The organism is Enterococcus mundtii (assembly GCF_003957375.1).
Lineage (GTDB): Bacteria > Bacillota > Bacilli > Lactobacillales > Enterococcaceae > Enterococcus_B > Enterococcus_B spodopteracolus.
Genome location: NZ_CP025473.1, coordinates 1,923,418 through 1,942,362, shown reverse-complemented (window position 1 = coordinate 1,942,362; position 18,945 = coordinate 1,923,418). Strand labels below are relative to the sequence as shown.

Annotated in this window: 22 protein-coding genes and 1 riboswitch; of the genes, 20 read left to right on the top strand and 2 right to left on the bottom strand. The window is 38.8% G+C overall.

Annotation, left to right across the window (positions count from 1 at the left end; genetic code table 11):
* Nucleotides 1-495: 495 nt before the first annotated feature.
* The 5 genes from CYK55_RS09460 to CYK55_RS09440 all read left to right on the top strand — a co-directional run bounded on the left by CYK55_RS09460 (nt 496) and on the right by CYK55_RS09440 (nt 3,809).
* Nucleotides 496-888, top strand: a complete 393-nt coding sequence (locus CYK55_RS09460; RefSeq protein ID WP_241234769.1) for a hypothetical protein — start codon at nt 496-498, stop codon at nt 886-888.
* Complete coding sequence (locus CYK55_RS09455; protein ID WP_126134236.1) at nt 881-2,455, top strand: lipase family protein; 1,575 nt, start codon at nt 881-883, stop codon at nt 2,453-2,455. Before CYK55_RS09460 ends, CYK55_RS09455 begins: the two co-directional genes overlap by 8 nt.
* Before the next feature lie 13 nt (nt 2,456-2,468).
* On the top strand, nt 2,469-2,762 hold the full coding sequence (locus CYK55_RS09450; protein WP_034687461.1) for a hypothetical protein: 294 nt from the start codon (nt 2,469-2,471) through the stop codon (nt 2,760-2,762).
* A 3-nt stretch (nt 2,763-2,765) separates the two neighbouring features.
* Nucleotides 2,766-3,092 carry a hypothetical protein gene (locus tag CYK55_RS09445; protein ID WP_034687459.1) on the top strand — a complete coding sequence of 109 codons (327 nt, stop codon included), beginning with the start codon at nt 2,766-2,768 and terminating at the stop codon, nt 3,090-3,092.
* Nucleotides 3,093-3,191: 99 nt separating this feature from the next.
* On the top strand, nt 3,192-3,809 hold the full coding sequence (locus tag CYK55_RS09440; protein WP_034687457.1) for a sugar O-acetyltransferase: 618 nt from the start codon (nt 3,192-3,194) through the stop codon (nt 3,807-3,809).
* 167 nt (nt 3,810-3,976) lie between these two features.
* Here the strand turns inward: CYK55_RS09440 and CYK55_RS09435 are convergent, their stop codons facing one another.
* Complete coding sequence (locus tag CYK55_RS09435) at nt 3,977-4,555, bottom strand: ECF transporter S component (protein WP_034687455.1); 579 nt, start codon at nt 4,553-4,555, stop codon at nt 3,977-3,979.
* Nucleotides 4,556-4,561: 6 nt separating this feature from the next.
* The gene (locus CYK55_RS09430; protein ID WP_126134235.1) at nt 4,562-5,536 is read right to left on the bottom strand and encodes a nucleoside hydrolase; all 975 of its coding nucleotides are present in this window, start codon (nt 5,534-5,536) and stop codon (nt 4,562-4,564) included.
* 23 nt (nt 5,537-5,559) lie between these two features.
* A riboswitch (PreQ1 riboswitch) is annotated at nt 5,560-5,604 on the bottom strand.
* Nucleotides 5,605-5,889: 285 nt separating this feature from the next.
* Between CYK55_RS09430 and CYK55_RS09425 the strand changes: the two genes are divergently transcribed.
* The 15 genes from CYK55_RS09425 (at nt 5,890) to CYK55_RS09355 (ending at nt 18,915) form a co-directional block, all read left to right on the top strand.
* A complete protein-coding gene (locus CYK55_RS09425; protein WP_034687452.1) occupies nt 5,890-6,861 on the top strand; it encodes an alpha/beta hydrolase in 972 nt (323 codons plus the stop codon).
* 91 nt (nt 6,862-6,952) lie between these two features.
* Complete coding sequence (locus tag CYK55_RS09420; protein ID WP_034687450.1) at nt 6,953-7,228, top strand: GNAT family N-acetyltransferase; 276 nt, start codon at nt 6,953-6,955, stop codon at nt 7,226-7,228.
* 200 nt (nt 7,229-7,428) lie between these two features.
* Nucleotides 7,429-7,665: a preprotein translocase subunit SecG gene (gene secG, locus CYK55_RS09415; protein WP_010734881.1), complete on the top strand. Its 237-nt coding sequence runs from the start codon at nt 7,429-7,431 to the stop codon at nt 7,663-7,665.
* Between the two features lie 203 nt (nt 7,666-7,868).
* Nucleotides 7,869-8,615 (top strand): alpha/beta hydrolase, encoded by a 747-nt coding sequence (locus CYK55_RS09410; protein WP_034687447.1) that lies wholly within the window; start codon nt 7,869-7,871, stop codon nt 8,613-8,615.
* A 2-nt stretch (nt 8,616-8,617) separates the two neighbouring features.
* Nucleotides 8,618-10,981 (top strand): ribonuclease R, encoded by a 2,364-nt coding sequence (gene rnr / locus CYK55_RS09405; protein WP_126134234.1) that lies wholly within the window; start codon nt 8,618-8,620, stop codon nt 10,979-10,981.
* Nucleotides 10,982-11,014: 33 nt separating this feature from the next.
* Nucleotides 11,015-11,479 carry an SsrA-binding protein SmpB gene (gene smpB / locus CYK55_RS09400; RefSeq protein WP_010734884.1) on the top strand — a complete coding sequence of 155 codons (465 nt, stop codon included), beginning with the start codon at nt 11,015-11,017 and terminating at the stop codon, nt 11,477-11,479.
* A gap of 301 nt (nt 11,480-11,780) precedes the next feature.
* Nucleotides 11,781-12,500: a F0F1 ATP synthase subunit A gene (gene atpB / locus CYK55_RS09395; RefSeq protein ID WP_010734885.1), complete on the top strand. Its 720-nt coding sequence runs from the start codon at nt 11,781-11,783 to the stop codon at nt 12,498-12,500.
* Nucleotides 12,501-12,548: 48 nt separating this feature from the next.
* A complete protein-coding gene (atpE, locus tag CYK55_RS09390) occupies nt 12,549-12,764 on the top strand; it encodes an ATP synthase F0 subunit C (RefSeq protein ID WP_010734886.1) in 216 nt (71 codons plus the stop codon).
* 101 nt (nt 12,765-12,865) lie between these two features.
* Entirely contained in the window at nt 12,866-13,390 is a 525-nt protein-coding gene (atpF, locus tag CYK55_RS09385; protein WP_010734887.1) for a F0F1 ATP synthase subunit B, read from the top strand.
* Complete coding sequence (gene atpH / locus CYK55_RS09380) at nt 13,377-13,919, top strand: ATP synthase F1 subunit delta (RefSeq protein ID WP_034687442.1); 543 nt, start codon at nt 13,377-13,379, stop codon at nt 13,917-13,919. Before atpF ends, atpH begins: the two co-directional genes overlap by 14 nt.
* Nucleotides 13,920-13,941: 22 nt before the next feature.
* Nucleotides 13,942-15,498, top strand: a complete 1,557-nt coding sequence (atpA, locus tag CYK55_RS09375; protein WP_010734889.1) for a F0F1 ATP synthase subunit alpha — start codon at nt 13,942-13,944, stop codon at nt 15,496-15,498.
* 13 nt (nt 15,499-15,511) lie between these two features.
* Nucleotides 15,512-16,414, top strand: coding sequence for a F0F1 ATP synthase subunit gamma (locus CYK55_RS09370; protein ID WP_010734890.1), 903 nt, complete (start codon nt 15,512-15,514; stop codon nt 16,412-16,414).
* A gap of 22 nt (nt 16,415-16,436) precedes the next feature.
* A complete protein-coding gene (gene atpD, locus CYK55_RS09365; protein WP_034687440.1) occupies nt 16,437-17,843 on the top strand; it encodes a F0F1 ATP synthase subunit beta in 1,407 nt (468 codons plus the stop codon).
* Between the two features lie 13 nt (nt 17,844-17,856).
* Complete coding sequence (locus CYK55_RS09360; protein WP_010734892.1) at nt 17,857-18,279, top strand: F0F1 ATP synthase subunit epsilon; 423 nt, start codon at nt 17,857-17,859, stop codon at nt 18,277-18,279.
* A 405-nt stretch (nt 18,280-18,684) separates the two neighbouring features.
* On the top strand, nt 18,685-18,915 hold the full coding sequence (locus tag CYK55_RS09355) for a DUF1146 family protein (protein ID WP_029594144.1): 231 nt from the start codon (nt 18,685-18,687) through the stop codon (nt 18,913-18,915).
* The last annotated feature ends 30 nt before the right edge of the window (nt 18,916-18,945 follow it).

Genomic DNA, 18,945 nt, shown 5'->3' with positions numbered 1-18,945 from the left:
GTGAAGTAAAGGACACATCCATATCTGGTATCGTCCACAAAACAAACAATCCTTTATTCTTTGTGATTTTTCAAAATAAACAGAGACTCTTCTGAATGATCGTAGTAATTTGCGTTTAATTTAAGCTCCCTATTAAAGTTGTTTTTTCGAACCATCGTTACTAGCATCAGGCTAAAACCTAACATTCCTAAAATAATAGAACCAACTACTAGTCTTGTTTTTCTTAGCATAGTTATCCTCTCCCAGTAGAATGATTTGACGAAGTAAGCATTTTTTTATGAGCGTATAAGACTAAAATTAACCGTATACGACGTATATGCTCCTTATCCAGTAAATTTTAATTTAAATAGGCAAAAATTACGTATAGTAATAATGAACGAAGCAGATGAGTAAACAGTAGTACAAGTAGAAAATACTAGCAAGTATTGATGTGCTGACAGAATATACACAAAAAGTATCCGAGAATTTGAAGAGTAAGGAATGAGGGATAATCAATTGGGAAAGAAAAAATGGCTGATTCTAGTAAGTATAGGTGTATTATTAGTTCTTTTGATGACGATAGGAGTGGATAAAATGAGCGAACCACCAGAAAAAGAAAGACAAATTGCTTTTTTGAAAGAACACGAAAATAAAATGACTGAGTATGTGAAATCTCAAAACCCAAAAATTCAAAGTGTTAAGTATGAATGGGATAGTGTGAAAGTCGCTGATATAGGAAATGGTACACCTAGGGGCGCTGGAAAATTAATGACCATTAATGGGAGATTTAATGATATTAAGGAGTCAAACTTTATATTAAGTTTCGGAGTAGATGAAAAAAATATGCCTAAACTTGATACAATAGGGCTTTTAAGCTCATTATATGTAGGAGGAATGATTTATGAGTAATTTAGAGAGTTTTGATAATATTTTTGCTGGCCTAGCAGAAAGTGCTTATAATAATCGTCCCAATTCTTTTACAAGTTACCAAAATAAAGAGAGAGTAATAAAATTTGACTTCTCCAAAGATAAAAAAATTAATGGAAAGTTAACAAAAGGGGGAAAAGAGTTACCCAACAACGGTGTGGTCTACCTCCAACCCGATACCACCGTCAAAACAGTCAAGGAGCTAGGAAACATACGAGTGCCGAAAGTAAACGGAGGCTATGAAGTGCAGAGCTATGTGAAAAACACATACAAGCAAGGTCTTTTGACGGATGAGAAAGCTGGGTTCAATGCTTATTATGTGACAGACACGCCTAAATTGTCGATAGAGACTAAACATACTTATTTTGTTACTAGAGGCAGTGATGGTATTTCTTCAAGTAATTTGAATCTCAATGACTGGTGGCATAATAATCAGGCATTTATAACAAAAAATGCCTATATTCCACAGGCAAAATTAGCAAATCAAGCTATGCACCAGAAGATAACGGAAATGACCACACAAGCACTTAATGCCACAATGTCTGTCACAGGTCATTCTTTGGGAACGATGGTGTCGATTCAGGCTGTGGCGAATCTCCCTGAAAAAGATATTGCTAAAATCGACAAAGTAGTTTTGTTTCAAGGACCTGATGCGCGTGAAAGTATTAATAGAATGTCGGAACAGGCACAAAAAAATATCCAGGAGTTGGAAGAGCAGGGGAAAATCGACTATTATGTCAATGCTGTTGATATTGTTTCCATGTTGAACAGAAATAAGCCTGGGCTAGATGAGATCGGGAATGTTCGTTACTTATTACCTAAATCTTTTAACACGACGTTTGATATGGAAGATCAAAACGGCTCTAGCCACGACTTTGGACAGTTTCAAATAAATCCTGATGGAACACTTCAGGAAGCTAATTTAAAGGAACATGGCTACATTTTTGCTGCGGGGGTAAAGGTTTCCCAATTGATAGATAAATATTTGAAACGTGTAGTAAAAGAAAAACCAGAAGGTGGGTTATCTTTTACAGAAGTCATAAAATTATTGCTCTCTGGAGAGTATAAAGATTTTGAAAAAGAATATGCCAAGATTATTGCAGAGACAAAAGTTGCTAGTGAATGGAACGAGACGGTCAACGAATTACATAAAAGAATTTCTCATGCTTCAGGTTCAAAAAAAATCAGTTTACAATCGGAATTAGTTCAATCGATCATCCAAAAGGCGAAAAATATAGGGGAAGAGTACGAGACCATCTTTAAAAATGCCCAAAAAGAATTCGAAGATGAGATTACGGCAACAGCGAAAGAACTATTAGATGGTGTTGGAATGATAAGAAACTATTTGACTTATTGGGAAGTACAAGAGATGGTTTCCCCATATGGAAAAAATAATTTATGGGACAGCGGACAAGCCTCATTAAATACGAATCAAGTGAAACAATATAAAGAGAAGCTGGAGGAGTTTAGTAATAAACTAGCGATAGTAGCAAATCATCTTACAGAGTATGACAGACAGGCAGGAAATATTTTGTTCAAAAACAAGTGAAAGGAGTTTATCTATGGAAAATAGAGAATTACAAGAATTTCTAGAAAGACTTGGACAAGAACAAAAGGAACGGGAACGAGTAGCCATACAAGCGCTGATTCTGGCAAAGGAAAGTCGCATCATTCAGACCAAGTTAACTTCAATCGAATTCCTAAAAGAGATCTCAGAAGGAATGTATCAACAAACAAATAGTATCTTACCGTCTACTTTGAAAGGCGCTTTAGAAGGGAAAAGTGCCGTTGCAGCAGAACAGTATGTCAAACAAATGAAACAACCAACATTGGTCACACCTGTGAAAAGGGGGTAAAGAATGGGGACAGTAGAGAAACAACATAAACTACAAAATTTAGAGGAGCAATTCTATCAAAACAAACGTCAAATACACCGTCAACAAGAAGAAATCAATCATCAGTTAGTAAACTTTAGGAGAGAAACAGATCAATTGGTACAAAAAATCATGTATTTGACGAAGAATGAACATTGGGATAGCCGACAATTCTATCATCAAATGGAGGCAATCGATCGTAACCTGATCCATACGGCTCAAAACTATGCACGACAATTAGAAGAAAAAGAGCAAGAATTAACAAGCTCCTATCGAAAAGAGATAGAGCGAATTCACGAAACCGATTACTAGAAAAACACTGTCACGATCTTTCACAAATCTCTCATCCTTATAGAAAATAGACTCTCTGTTATAATACATGTAAGCAAATAAGATAATAGGGGGAGAAAGATGAGCGAAAATGATGTGAAACAGATAACCAATACAGGTTTACCATACGATGATATGGACTCTAAAGTAGTACACGCAAGAAATCATGCATTGAGACAATGCAGGAGATACAATTTTCTCGTGAATTCAGAAAATCATTATAAATACCCCATTTTACGGGCACTATTCGCTTCAATGGGTGAGAATGTCTATATCGAGTCGAATTTTCAATGTGAGTTTGGATTCAACATTTCTATAGGAAATAATGTTTATTTGAACCATGATATGATCATTCTTGATTGTCATGAGGTGACGATCGGAAATGATGTCTATGTAGGGCCGAGAGTTGGTTTGTATGCAGCCAATCATGCAGAAGATCCGTTGGAACGTGCCGATCATGTCGTTTATGCGAAGCCGATCCATATTGGCGATAAAGTTTGGTTAGGAGCGGGAGTCCATGTTCTTCAAGGGGTGACGATTGGTGCAAATAGCATCATTGGGGCAGGAAGTGTGGTAACAAAAGATATACCAGAAAATGTGATTGCTGCGGGGAATCCGTGTAAAGTGATCCGACCGATCACGTATAAAGATCGAGAAAAAAATATTAAAGTCCAGGATAGTGCCTTGTTGATGGAATGATAGGATGCTGGATTTAGGAAAGTTTCTTTCAGTCAAACAAGAGACAAAACCTTTTGGATAACAAACAATACCCGAACGATGGATCAATTCCTTCTCATAGAGATGATAGAAATTGATTCGACGTTCGGGTATTTGCATTTAGTGATTAGCTATAGTACAAATACTCATCAACGATTTCTTGTCTTTGCCACTACTTGGTTTGGTAATTTCAACACAACAAGTGAAACGACAAGGACCGATAGCAGCCGATCTAAATAATCTGTCGCTGCTTGAACAATCGTGACACTTACAGCTTGGTTTAGTCCTAATCCGTAAAGAAGTTGGACAATGGTACTTGAACCTGATGAAGTGATACCACCAAATAATTGGATCGTGATAATCGATGATAGTATGGTTCCAGGCGCTGAAAGGACAAACGTCCATGCGAATAATGAAAGTTTACTCTTCAAACCTTGCGCCTGTAATTTCTGTGGTAAAATCAACCCCGCTAATAACCCAGTAATGATTTGTATCGGGGAATAATACAAAGAGAACATATCCATCGTCACGCCACTAAGTAAGCTACTACTCAATCCTGTTAAAACCCCAGGAATTGGTCCAAGTAAGGCACCTGCAAAAATCGTACCGATCGAATCAAGATAAATCGGTAAACGGAGCCATAAAGCAATCGTTCCACCGAGAAAGTTGATTCCGATACTTAGTGCCATGATTGTGATCATTCTTGTCGTGATTTTCTTTTGTGCCATCTTTTTTCATCCTATCTTTAATCTTTCCAGATCATTTTTTATCAATTCTTCTTGTGCATGTAAAAGAACGGCTAAAAACTTCCGGAAAAAAAGAGAGGTGTCAACATCTGTCATGATTAGACTGTTTGGTTTTTTCTGCCAAAAATCATAACGATCAACCAAGGTTTGTCCGCGGCTGATGCCTTGTGTTTCAACAGCAGTATAGCTAGTGAATCCTTGGCACAATTGTTCATCGATGAAATACGCAACGGCCAAAGGATCATTGATGACACAACCTAGGACGCGTTCTTGCTGCCAATGAAAGTCAAAGTAAAAGCGTGTGATTGCTTTTAAATAGTTGCCTTCTTCGGGCGCAAGTTGGCAACAATATTCTAGGATCGTTGGTGTAAATACGATTTCTCGTGTCACGTCTAAACCGACCATCTCGATCATTTGACCAAGATGTTTAAATACATAAGCTGCGGCATCAGGGTCACACCAGTAATTGTATTCTGCTACAGGTGAACAATTGCCGTGGCTTTTATACGTGCCACCCATCGAAACAAATCGATCCATGTTTTTTCCTATTTGTGGATTCTGTTGTAAAGCAGAAGCGACATTTGTTAGCGGCCCTAACGCAATCACTGAAGTATCTTTTTGTTCAGCAAAATAACTCGCTAAAAAATCAACAGCGTGAATCGTTTCGGCTTGCTTGTCTGTTTCTAATGGGAAGTTCGTTTCCCCTAGACCGTCCATGCCGTGAGTATCTTGAGCGCTGATAAATGGCATGTTGAGTGGTGTTGCAGAACCTTGATAAACAGGGATGTCTAAACGGTCACAACGTTCCAAACAACGGATCACATTTTCAGTTCCCAAATGTACAGGGACGTTCCCACAAACGGTGGTGATTGCGACAACTTCGATTTCTGGTGATTTTAATGCAAACAATAGCGCTAATGTATCATCGATACCGGGATCGCAATCAATAATAACTTTTCGCATTATTTCCAATCTCCTTTCTTTAGAGACACTTAGTTTTTTATCCTGGGAAGTTTCCGAACCAGTCCAAGGGGTCAACCCTTGATTCCAATGCACGGCATTAGTATACTTATTTTTATGGAGAATGTAAATGTTATACAAACAATTCATTTTTTCTTATGAGTGTTAGCAGTAAGAAGAGAAGATCATTATAGGGAACGATAGGTTTAAAATTACAGCAAGTCAATGGTTCCTCGTCTGTCTCTTTGATAGAAAGTGGTACAATAGAAATGAACGTTGAAATACGTGTGTGAAAACTAGAGCACCATTTAACATACTTGATTTTTTAATTTCGATCACCAAGTAGAAAGTGTGGGATGCAAGTGATTGTTTTTTATAGTTTATTAATGATGTTATTAATGATCGGTAGTTATCATTTTATTGCTTATCTGTACGCAAAGAAGTTGATCAAAACTGGATTACAACGTGGTTATGCTTGGTATGAAGAGACAGGGCATCAACTCATGGACCCTGCCTCTTTGACGACAGTTGAAGAGCAACGCCAACGTTTAGAAGATCTAGCAGAAGATTTTTGGCAACAAGGAGAACCCATAATGACCAAAAGTCAAGAGGGGTTAAAATTGAAGGGTAGAATATTCTCTGCTTATTCGAACAAAGGTAAATGGGTAGTCTGTGTCCATGACTATCGCAGCACAGGAAAAAAAGACATGTCTTATATCGGAAAAAAGTATGCAGAAAAAGGCTTCAATGTATTGATCCCTGATTTGCGTGCCCATGGGGAAAGTGAAGGGGAGATCATTGGGATGGGCTGGTTGGACCGATTAGATCTGATACTCTGGATCAATGAGATCTTGCAACGAGAGCCAGAGGCTAAGATCATCTTACATGGAGGCTCAATGGGTGCTTCTACGATCATGATGGCTAGTGGAGAGAAATTGCCGAGTGCTGTCAAAGGATTAATTCTTGATAGTGGCTTTGTATCCGTTTATTCAGAATTTCGTTATATGTTAAGCAAATTGACAGTTTTTCCAAAAAAAATCATTATGCGACATGCAAATCGTTACGCACAAAAATATGCAGGCTATTCTTTGAAACAGGCATCAGCAACGAGACAGTTAGGGAGCAATCATTTACCCGTTCTGATCATCCATGGTGAACATGATCATTTTGTTCCGATGGAAGCAGCTTATACGATCCAAAATGCAACGGCAGGAGATAAAGCCTTACTGCTAGTGCCTGGAGCAGAACATTTAGAAGCAGTCAGTAAAGATCCAGAGACCTACTGGACAGTGATTTTTTCATTCATTGAGCAAAGAGTGGGTCTATAAGTAAAAATGTTTGTTTGAAAAAAATAGGACTGTTAAAATTTAAGTTGAATAAAGAAATTGTTCGTTAGTTTAGGGTTGGGAGAGTGAAATGATGGAAATCAAAGAAGAAAAGAATCGCTTAGTGTTATTGGACGATGAACAAAGTGAAATAGGAGAAATGACGTGGTCTGATGCTGGTCCTGATATTATGATCATTGATCATACATTTGTTGATCCTGCATTTCGTGGACAGAAATTAGCAGAAAAATTGGTTGCTACAGGAGTGGAAGTAGCCCGACGTACTGGCAGAAAAGTGATTCCGTTATGTCCCTACGCAAAAGCGGAGTTTGAGAGAAAAGTTGAATATCATGATGTTTGGCGTAAATAAGCGCCAATGGTTAGCAAATAAGCATTGATTTTAGATGAGGATACAGGGGGAGCGTTTGTCATAGAACATGCAAAAAAATCGATGTGAAAAAGCCTAGAAATGTTCTTTAAAACATCGGCCATCTTATGAAACACTGTTGTCACAAGACGTGTTATGTGATAAAGTTAGAAGGACGATATTTTGAGAAAGGAGGCTGTTTGATGTATAATATTATTTTAGGGATCGTCATTGTCATCTCGATTATGATGGTCATTGCGATCATGATGCAACCAAGCAAACAAAATAGTGCAGCAAGTGCATTTACAGGTGGCGCAGATCAATTATTCGGAAAGCAAAAAGCACGTGGATTTGAAGCAGTAATGCAACGCTCGACAGCTGTTATGGGCGCTGTATGGATGATTCTGTTATTCGTACTTGCATTTTTATCTTCTAAATAGATCGTTCGAAACCAATGATCAGAAGTGATCATTTGCTTCATTTAGATTTTTGAGGAAACACGGATGGTTCATCGATTGTTCAAAAAAATAGAAGGTCTGGGAAACGAAATGCTCCCAGACCTTTTTTGTTGAATAGAAAAAGAACCATTATATAAGAAGGTATTTGCTAACTATGGTAAAATAAGGCTAATGAGGTGAATAAAATGAAAAGTCTACCACAACCTATTTATGAAAAACATGGGAAGCGTGCAATCCTCTTATTGCATGCGTATTCAGGTAGTCCAAATGATGTACGGATGTTAGCCCGTTTTTTAGAGAAATCAAACTATTCGGTCTATGCCCCAATGTTTACAGGACATGGCACGCTTGCTCCAAATGAAATCTTAGAACAGGACGCTGAGACGTGGTGGCAAGACACGAAACAAGCGATCCAGTTTCTCAACGATGAAGGATTTTCTGACATCGCCGTATTAGGATTGTCGATGGGCGGCATTTTTGCCGTTCGATCATTATCAGAATATTCGATGATAGGAGGCGGATTTTTTTGTTCGCCAATTTCTCCAGTAGAAAATCATGTGCCGGAGAATTTTGAGAATTATGTACGCCAGGTCTTGAAAATTGCTGGTGAATCGGAGTCGATGATCGAACAAAAAGTCGAAAGCTTTCGGCCACGAGTACAGCAACAATTAACAGATATTCAAGAACAAGCAGCAATAACAGAAAGTAAGTTATCAGATATCCAAAAACCAGTATTCATGGCTCAAGCGGGTCAAGATGAAATGATTGATCCTTATGGTGTCTACGAGACAGCAAAAAAACTTACGCAAACTGACATTTCCTTACACTGGTATCCAGAAAGTAAGCATGTGATCACAGTAGGAATAGCAAGAAAAGTGTTTGAAAAGGATGTATTGGATTTTCTAGAGAACTTACCTTGGAATGAGGAATAATAATGACAAAAGAAACATTAAAAGAAAAAATCATTTTCTTTATTGAAAGCAGTCGTAAGAAAAGTTTTTCGATGGAAGAAATCGCTGAAGGTCTTGGCTTTCAAAAAAGCGAAGATTTTAAATTACTAGTGCAAACCATCGCACAGATGGAAAGAGAACAAAGTATCGTATTTACCAAAAAAGGAAAAATCAAACTGCCACTTCAACCTATTTTGATTGAAGGAACGTTCCGCGCAAATGAGCGAGGATTTGGGTTTGTCACGATCGATCCTGAAGAAGATGATGTGTATATCCCCAAAGAAGCGACTGGCTATGCGATGGACGGAGATACTGTTGCAATCGATATCGTCAAAACGGCGGATGCCTTTTCGGATCGTGGAGCCGAAGGAAAGGTCGTTGAGATTCGTCAACGCGCAACCACACAAATTGCCGGAGAGTTCATCGCCTATACAGAAGATGAAATGGCAGAAACGGATCTTTATGGAGTAGTCATTCCAAAAGATAAAAAAATGAATCAATTCAAAGTGTACGCCGCAGCAGAAGGTGTCCGTCCAGTAGATGGAAGTATCGTGCTGATCGAATTGACCCATTATCCAGAAAAAAGTTATGCAACGAGTTTAGAAGGAATCATCAAACAAGTCATTGGCCATAAGAATGATCCCGGCATGGATATTTTATCGATTGTCGTAGCCAATGGGATACCGCCCCAGTTTCCGGATGATGTTTTAAGCGAAGCAGATGCTGTACCGGATAGTATCAGCGACAAAGATTTGATTGGTCGCAGGGATTTACGTGACCAATTAATCGTAACGATCGATGGCGAAGATGCCAAAGATTTAGATGATGCAGTCACAGTTAGAAAGTTAGATAATGGAAATTACTTTTTAGGCGTCCACATTGCTGATGTTTCATACTATGTGACAGAAGGCAGTCAATTAGATCGTGAAGCCTATGAACGTGGAACGAGTGTGTATTTGACTGATCGTGTGATTCCGATGATCCCGCAACGTTTATCAAATGGTATTTGTTCGCTGAATCCTAAGGTTCCTCGTTTAACGATGAGTTGTGAAATGGAGATCGACCCAACAGGGAAAATCGTTTCTCATGAGATTTTTCCAAGTGTGATCCAAACAACAGAGCGAATGACTTATACAGCAGTCAATCAGATCTTAGAAGAGCAAGACGAAAAAACGATGGCTCGCTACGAATCATTGGTTCCTATGTTTCAAGCGATGAGTGAGTTGCATGAGATCTTAGAGACGATGCGTATTCGTCGTGGTGCGATCTCTTTTGAAGATCGGGAAGCCAAAATCATGGTTGATCCAGACGGTCACCCTCATGATATCCTCTTGCGGAGTCGTGGTGTAGGAGAACGTTTGATTGAATCCTTTATGTTAGCAGCCAATGAAACGGTAGCAGAACATTACTCACGTGCGAATTTCCCTTTTATTTATCGTATCCATGAGCAACCAAAAGAAGAGAAAATGCAACGATTCTTTGATTTTGCATCTGCTTTAGGAATTTTAGTCAAAGGAACGAAGGGCACGATCACACCTAAGGACTTACAAAAAGTGATCGAAGATGTTGAAGAAAAACCGGAGTCAGCAGTGATCAATACCATGTTGTTAAGAAGTATGCAACAAGCACGCTATTCTGAGGATAATTTTGGTCATTACGGATTAGCAGCAGAGTACTATACACATTTCACCTCACCGATCCGTCGTTATCCAGACTTGATCGTGCATCGTTTGATTCGTTCATATGGTCAAGATCCAAGTGAAAGCAATCAGACGCATTGGGAAAATGCACTGCCTGATATTGCCGATCATAGCTCGAAAATGGAGCGACGTGCAGTTGAAACAGAACGTGAAGTGGACTCAATGAAGAAAGCCGAGTTTATGATGGATAAAGTGGGAGAAGAATTTGATGGGATCATCAGCTCTGTGGTGAAATTCGGGTTATTCATCGAACTTCCAAATACAGTAGAAGGTTTGATCCATATCAATGAATTGAAACAAGATTATTTCCACTACATTGAAAACCATCTAGCGCTCGTTGGTGAGCGGACAGGATTAACCTTCAAGATCGGACAAAAAGTACGGGTAAAAGTAGTAAAGGCTGATCCTACTGAGCGAGCGATTGATTTCGAATTAGTCTCCGCAGAGGAATTGGCACCGTTAGAAGCGCCAAAAGGAAGAAGAAAAGAAGCGAATAGAGGTTCTTCAAAACATTCAAATGGACGGCAAACGGACAAGAAAAAACGTCCGAAAAAAGCCGATAGTAAATATGGTCCAAAAAAAGGAAAAGGGAAAAAAGGGAAAAAACCTTTTTACAAAGGCGTCACCAAGAAGAAAAAGAAAAAATAAATAAAAAATGAAAATGAATTGGGGGAATGTCCAATGCCAAAAGGCGAGGGAAAACTGATTGCGCAAAATAAAAAAGCTCGCCATGATTATTCGATCATCGACACAATGGAAGCAGGAATGGTTTTACAAGGTACAGAGATCAAATCTATTCGCAATAGTCGTATCAACTTAAAAGATGGATTTGTTCGTGTGAGAAACGGCGAAGCTTTTTTGCATAATGTCCATGTCAGCCCTTATGAACAAGGGAATATCTTTAATCATGATCCACTAAGAACTAGAAAATTATTATTGCATAAAAAGCAAATTGCGCGTTTATTGAATGAAACAAAAAATACCGGAATCACGATTGTTCCATTGAAAGTCTATATCCGAGACGGCTATGCGAAAGTCTTGATCGGATTGGCCAAAGGGAAAAAATCGTATGATAAGCGAGAAGATCTGAAGCGAAAAGATGTGGATCGACAAATTGATCGTACATTAAAAAATTTCTCTAGATAATTTCATTATCCTTTTTCGCATATTCGGTGCTTTTAGATTTACTTAATGATAAAATTTGTTAGCATTTAATCTGATGAAACATGATTATCACAGGTTTTTTCTGAGTTTCCAGGCATCATATCATCCATGTTTTTGATGATTTTTAGACTGAAATAAAAAAGTGTCTAATTTTCATGAAAATACTTTGAAATTTCTATTTCGTGGTGGTATGATACCGTTTGGTTAGAAAACGATAAAGAAAAACCAGATACACACATGAAATTGATTTTATGTGAAATTCGGGGAAAAGAGGTGAAATGGATTGGATGAACGCTCGCTAACGTTTCACATTGGACCGGTTTGGTTTGATGGAACTGTTTGTTTGATGGTGTTGTTAACTTGTTTGATCGTTTTCTTTTTAGTTTACTTCTTTACAAGAAATCTAAAGATGAAGCCAACTGGAAAGCAAAATGCACTTGAATGGGTCATTGATTTTACACGAGGGATCGTGACAGATAATGTGCCTAGAAAAGAATTGAATAATTTTCATTTATTGGCATTTACCTTGTTTCTCTTCGTTTTTGTTGCGAACAATATCGGATTAGTTACAAAAATCGTCTTACCTAGCGAAACGACACTTTGGAAAAGTCCGACAGCAGACCCGTTTGTAACTTTAACATTGGCATTTATTATGATCACACTTACTCATCTATTCGGGGTGAAGAAGCTCGGCTTCAAAGGATACTTTGTCAACTCGTTCCTAAAACCTTATAGTTTTATGTTTCCAATGAAGGTGATCGAAGAGTTCACAAACTTGTTAACACTTGCTTTACGTCTTTATGGGAATATTTATGCGGGAGAAGTATTGCTAACTTTAATCGCAAAAATGATGACAAGCTTAGGCTGGTTCTCATTGCCTTTAGCAATTCCGTTAGAGATGGTTTGGATCGCGTTCTCATTATTTATCGGAAGCATCCAAGCATTTGTCTTTGTCACTTTATCAATGGTATATATGAGTCACAAAATTGAAGTAGAAGAGTAAAACAACTAGATTTAATTACTATTTAAACTATTTAGGAGGAAGTAAATTATGAATTATATCGCAGCAGCAATCGCAATCTTAGGGGCAGCTATCGGAGCTGGTTACGGTAATGGTCAAGTAATTTCTAAAACAATCGAATCAATGGCACGCCAACCTGAAATGTCAGGTCAATTACGTACAACGATGTTTATTGGGGTAGCCTTAGTCGAAGCCGTTCCTATTCTAGGTGTTGTTATCGCCTTGATCCTAGTTTTTGGTGTGTAATAAAAATGCTCAGGTTGCGCGATAGTCAAAGAAGCTATCTACTATTTTATTAAATACGCAATCTAAGAAAACTGGATTCTCAGAGAAAGGAAGGCTAACCTATGCTGAATCAATTGGCAATTGCAGAAGTTGGCAATCCGATGTTAGGTAATATCATCGTTGTCAGCGGCTCATTTTTGATATTAATGGTCCTATTAAAACACTTTGCGTGGGGACCGATCAGCGATATTTTGAAAAAACGTGAAGATAAGATCGCCAATGATTTAGATTCTGCAGAACAATCTCGCATCAAATCAGCAAAATTAGAACAAGAACGTGAGCAACAATTGTTGGCTTCTCGCTCTGATGCTGCGGATATCATCAAACATGCGAAAGAAAGTGGAGAATTAAGCCGCCAAAATATTTTGAAGGAGACGCAAGAAGAAGTTGCTCGTCTAAAAAGTAAAGCCCAATCGGATATCACGATGGAACGTGATACGGCCTTGAACTCAGTCAAAGACGATGTAGCAGAACTTTCTCTTCAAATCGCGGAAAAAATCTTGAATAAAGAATTATCTCCAGAAATGCACGAATCTTTAATCAATCAATATATCGAAGGTCTAGGTTCGTCAAATGAAACTAGATAAATACACAGTAGGTAGACGTTACGGAAAAGCATTATTTGAACTGGCGATCGATTCAAATAATACAGAAGAAATTTACCAAGAACTTCTTAGTCTACGTAATATCTATGCTGATGTTCCTGAATTAGGGAGTGTCCTTAGTGATGTTCGATTGGAACCGCATGAAAAGCGATTGATCATGGACAAATTAGTCAGTGGTTATCAAGGAATCGTAAAAAACTTTTTAGAAGTCGTGTTCATGTACAATCGGATGAACGATCTACCTTTGATGATCGATGAATATGAACATCGTTACAATGAAAATAATGGTTTGTTACTAGGAAGTGTGACTACAGCAGTCCCACTTTCAGCGGAACAATTGACTAGACTTGAAGAAAATGTCGCTAAAACAATGAACTATCAAACGGTCGAATTGAAGCAACAAGTTGATTCTACGATCATTGGTGGGGCAATTGTAGAAGCAGATCATCAAGTGATCGACGGAAGCATTCGGACGCAGTTGGAAAAATTGCGTAATCAATTAAATAGATAGTACAAAGAGGTAGGTGAATCGAATGGCTATCAAAGCAGAAGAAATTAGTGCCTTGATTAAAGAACAAATTGAACATTATGAAAACGTGCTTTCAGTCGAAGAAATCGGTACAGTCACTTATGTTGGTGACGGAATCGCACGTGCGCATGGACTTGAAAATGCCATGAGTGGTGAACTACTTGAATTTTCGAACGGTTCATATGGTATGGCACAAAACTTGGAATCAAATGATGTCGGAATCATTATCTTAGGTGATTTTGAATCCATTCGTGAAGGGGATAAAGTAAAACGCACAGGAAAGATCATGGAAGTACCTGTAGGGGACGCAATGATCGGACGTGTCGTCAATCCTTTAGGACAACCCATTGATGGGCTAGGAGAAATCGTGACGGACAAAACACGTCCAGTTGAAGCGATGGCACCTGGTGTTATGCAACGTAAATCAGTCAACGAACCAATGCAAACAGGGTTGAAAGCAATCGATGCGTTAGTACCGATCGGACGTGGACAACGTGAATTAGTTATCGGTGACCGTAAAACAGGGAAAACATCGATTGCAATCGATACAATCATCAACCAAAAAGGTCAAGATATGATTTGTATCTATGTGGCCATTGGACAAAAAGATTCAACGGTACGTACACAAGTAGAAACATTGAAAAAATATGGCGCAATGGATTATACGATCGTAGTCAATGCGGGAGCTTCTCAACCTGCACCATTGCTATACATCGCACCTTATGCTGGAACAGCTATGGGTGAAGAATTCATGTATAACGGCAAACATGTATTGATCATTTTTGATGATCTATCTAAACAAGCTGTTGCCTATCGTGAGCTTTCTTTATTACTTCGTCGACCACCAGGCCGCGAAGCCTATCCAGGGGATGTTTTCTACTTGCACTCACGTTTGTTAGAACGTGCAGCAAAATTAAGTGATGATCTAGGTGGAGGGTCAATGACTGCCTTACCATTTGTTGAAACACAAGCTGGGGATATCTCTGCTTATATTCCAACAAACGTCATTTCAATCACTGATGGACAAATCTTCTTAGAAAGTGATTTGTTCTATGCAGGAACTCGTCCAGCCGTAGATGCAGGGTTATCAGTTTCTCGTGTTGGTGGTTCAGCACAGATCAAAGCAATGAAAAAAGTTGCCGGAACATTGCGTCTAGACTTAGCAAGTTACCGTGAATTAGAAGCATTTACGCAATTTGGTTCTGATTTAGATGCGGCGACACAAGCGAAATTGAATCGTGGTCGTCGTACAGTAGAAATCTTGAAGCAAAAATTACATGCACCTCTTGCAGTGGAAAAACAAGTAGTCATCTTATATGCATTGACACACGGTTACTTAGACAGTATCCCTGTAGATAGCATCTTAGATTTTGAACATGAATTATTTGAATATCTTGAGACAAATCATGCAGATCTCTTTGAAACGATCCGTACAACGAAAGATCTTCCTGAAGAAGAAGCGTTGAACCAAGCAATTCAAGAGTACAAAGATATCTTTATGGCAACAAAAGGAAATAATTCTTCAACAGAAGATAAATTGAAATCCATTCAAAATGCATAGTGAGGTGAGATGAATGGGCGCTTCATTAAATGAAATCAAGACACGAATCGCGTCAACGAAAAAAACGAGCCAAATCACTCGTGCCATGCAAATGGTCTCAGCCTCTAAATTGACAAAATCTGAAGCTTCTTCACAGAAATTCCAGATTTATGCCAATAAGGTGAGAGAAATCGTTACGCATCTAACAGCAACACAATTAACTGACATTGCTTCGGCTAATCCAAGAGGAGATGTCAATTATAATAGTATGCTGATCAGTCGACCAGTTAAAAAAACCGGTTATATCGTGATCACAGCTGATGGTGGGTTAGTCGGTGGCTACAATAGTTCCATATTGAAACAAACCATGTCCATCTTGGAAGAAGACCATCAATCACCAGATGAATATGTCATGATCGCCATTGGTGGTACCGGAGCGGATTTCTTTAAAGCTCGTGACATCAACTTAGCGTATGAACTGCGCAATTTGTCTGATCAACCTAGCTTTGATGAGGTTCGTAAAATCGTGAATATGGCAACGACCATGTATCAAAATGAAGTATTTGACGAATTGTATGTATGTTATAACCATCATATCAATTCATTGACTAGTCAATTTCGTGTAGAAAAAATGTTACCTATTTCAGATTTAGATCCGGGAGAAGCGAAAAGCTTTGAGCAAGAATATATTTTTGAACCTTCAAAAGAAGAAATCTTGACTCAATTGTTGCCGCAATATGCCGAAAGTTTGATTTATGGTGCGATCGTTGATGCGAAAACGGCAGAACATGCCGCGGGAATGACTGCAATGAAAACCGCAACAGATAATGCTGCGAACATCATCGATGATCTGACGGTTTCTTATAACCGTGCAAGACAAGGGGCGATCACCCAAGAAATTACCGAAATTGTTGCCGGAGCATCGGCACTAGAATAGCAAGGAGATTGGAGGAAAAAAGATGAGTTCAGGCAAGATTGTTCAAGTAATCGGTCCCGTTGTCGACGTGGAATTTTCTTTAGACCAATCCTTACCAGATATCAACAACGCATTCGTTGTTTATAAAAATGATGAGCAAAAATCAAAAGTTGTTCTTGAAGCAGCATTAGAATTAGGTGACGGTGTGATCCGTACGATCGCAATGGAATCGACGGATGGACTACAACGTGGAATGGAAGTCATCGACACAGGTAAAGCGATCTCTGTACCAGTTGGAACAGAAACATTAGGTCGTGTGTTCAACGTGCTAGGTGAAACAATCGATTTGGAAGCACCGTTTCCAGAAGATGCACAAAGAAGCGAGATCCACAAGAAAGCACCAAATTTTGATGAATTAAGCACAAGTACAGAGATTCTTGAAACTGGGATCAAAGTCATTGACTTATTAGCACCTTATTTGAAAGGTGGGAAAGTTGGATTGTTTGGGGGTGCCGGTGTTGGTAAAACCGTACTGATCCAAGAATTGATCCATAATATCGCCCAAGAACATGGGGGAATCTCAGTGTTTACCGGTGTTGGTGAACGTACCCGTGAAGGAAACGATCTGTATTACGAAATGAAAGATTCAGGCGTAATCGAAAAAACAGCGATGGTGTTTGGACAAATGAATGAGCCACCAGGTGCTCGTATGCGTGTCGCACTAACTGGATTGACGATTGCGGAATATTTCCGTGATGTCGAAGGACAAGACGTGCTTTTATTTATTGATAATATTTTCCGGTTCACCCAAGCAGGTTCGGAAGTATCTGCCTTATTAGGACGTATGCCATCAGCGGTTGGTTATCAACCAACCTTAGCGACTGAAATGGGACAACTCCAAGAACGGATCACTTCAACGAAAAAAGGTTCGATCACGTCGATCCAAGCAATCTACGTGCCAGCAGATGACTATACTGACCCAGCGCCAGCAACGACATTTGCCCATTTAGATGCAACGACAAACTTGGAACGTAAATTGACCGAACAAGGGATCTATCCAGCCGTTGACCCACTTGCTTCTTCATCAAGTGCGTTATCTCCTGAAATCGTAGGAGAAGAACACTACAAAGTAGCGACTGAAGTCCAACATGTATTACAACGTTACCGTGAATTACAAGACATCATCGCTATTTTAGGGATGGATGAATTATCAGATCAAGAAAAAATATTGGTTTCACGCGCTCGTCGAATCCAATTCTTCTTATCGCAAAACTTCAATGTAGCTGAACAATTCACAGGTCTTCCAGGTTCTTACGTACCAGTTGAAGAAACTGTCAAAGGCTTCCGTGAGATTCTTGAAGGTAAATACGATGACCTTCCTGAAGAAGCATTCCGCAGTGTCGGCCGAATCGAAGACGTTGTCGAAAAAGCGAAAAAACTAGGCTACTAGAAAGGGGTGCCCCATGGATCAATATTTAACTGTTAATGTGGTTACTCCCGATGGTTTAGTTTATGATCACCATGCGGCAATCGTTGTTGCACGAACTACTGCTGGTGAACTTGGTATTTTACCGCAACATGCGCCCATCATCGTGCCTTTAACAATTGATGAAGTTCGTGTGAAACGGACAGATTCAGATACACACGTTGACTGGATCGCTGTGAACGGTGGCATCATGGAAGTTCGCGATAACTTAGTTTCAATCGTTGCAGATAGTGCGGAACGTGAACGAGATATCGACGTAACTCGAGCAGAACGTGCAAAACAACGTGCTGAACGCCAAATCGAAGAAGCCAAACAAAAAGAGGATAAGAATGAACTGAAACGAGCAACTGTTGCGTTACACCGCGCAGTGAACCGTATCAATGTATCAAAACATAAGTGATTACTATAATTGACAATTAATTGAATTATGGAGGGAGAACCACTCCCAAAAGAAGAGATCGGGACAAACACTTAGGGGTGCTAATGCATCCACGTGTGTTTTCCGATCTCTTCTTTTTTAATAAACGGTCAACAGTAAGGATACGGAAGGACATAGATTTACTATACCATGTTAAAATTTTGCGATTTTTTCTATTAATGTAGTGTCTTTTCTTTGTCATTCATTGTTAGGATAAAATTTATTTTTTTAGTGTAAAGAAATGATATTTTTCATCCATTTTTCAGAGTTTGTCAAGAAAATTACAGAGATTTATCATTTTTACAACCAATAATTTCTACTTTTATAAATTTTATGGTATCATCAGTGTGTTAGTTATAAAAAACATTTGTTAGAAAGGGCGTAATGATGCAAGTATATGGTATTGATGCAATCATTCGGATCGTTAGTCATTTGGCATTTATTTACTTAGCCTTTTGGTCTTTGCGTTCTTTACGCGTTGACGCTTTTTTTCGTTCAATGCATACGACACAAATTAGAATGGCAATTGTCCTTTTTTCAATTTTTTTAGGGTATACAGCGAGCAGTTTTTTCTTAGAGATCATTGCGCTATGTCGAAATCTTTTCGTCAGCCTATAATTTTAAAAAAAGGTACTATTTTAAAACAAG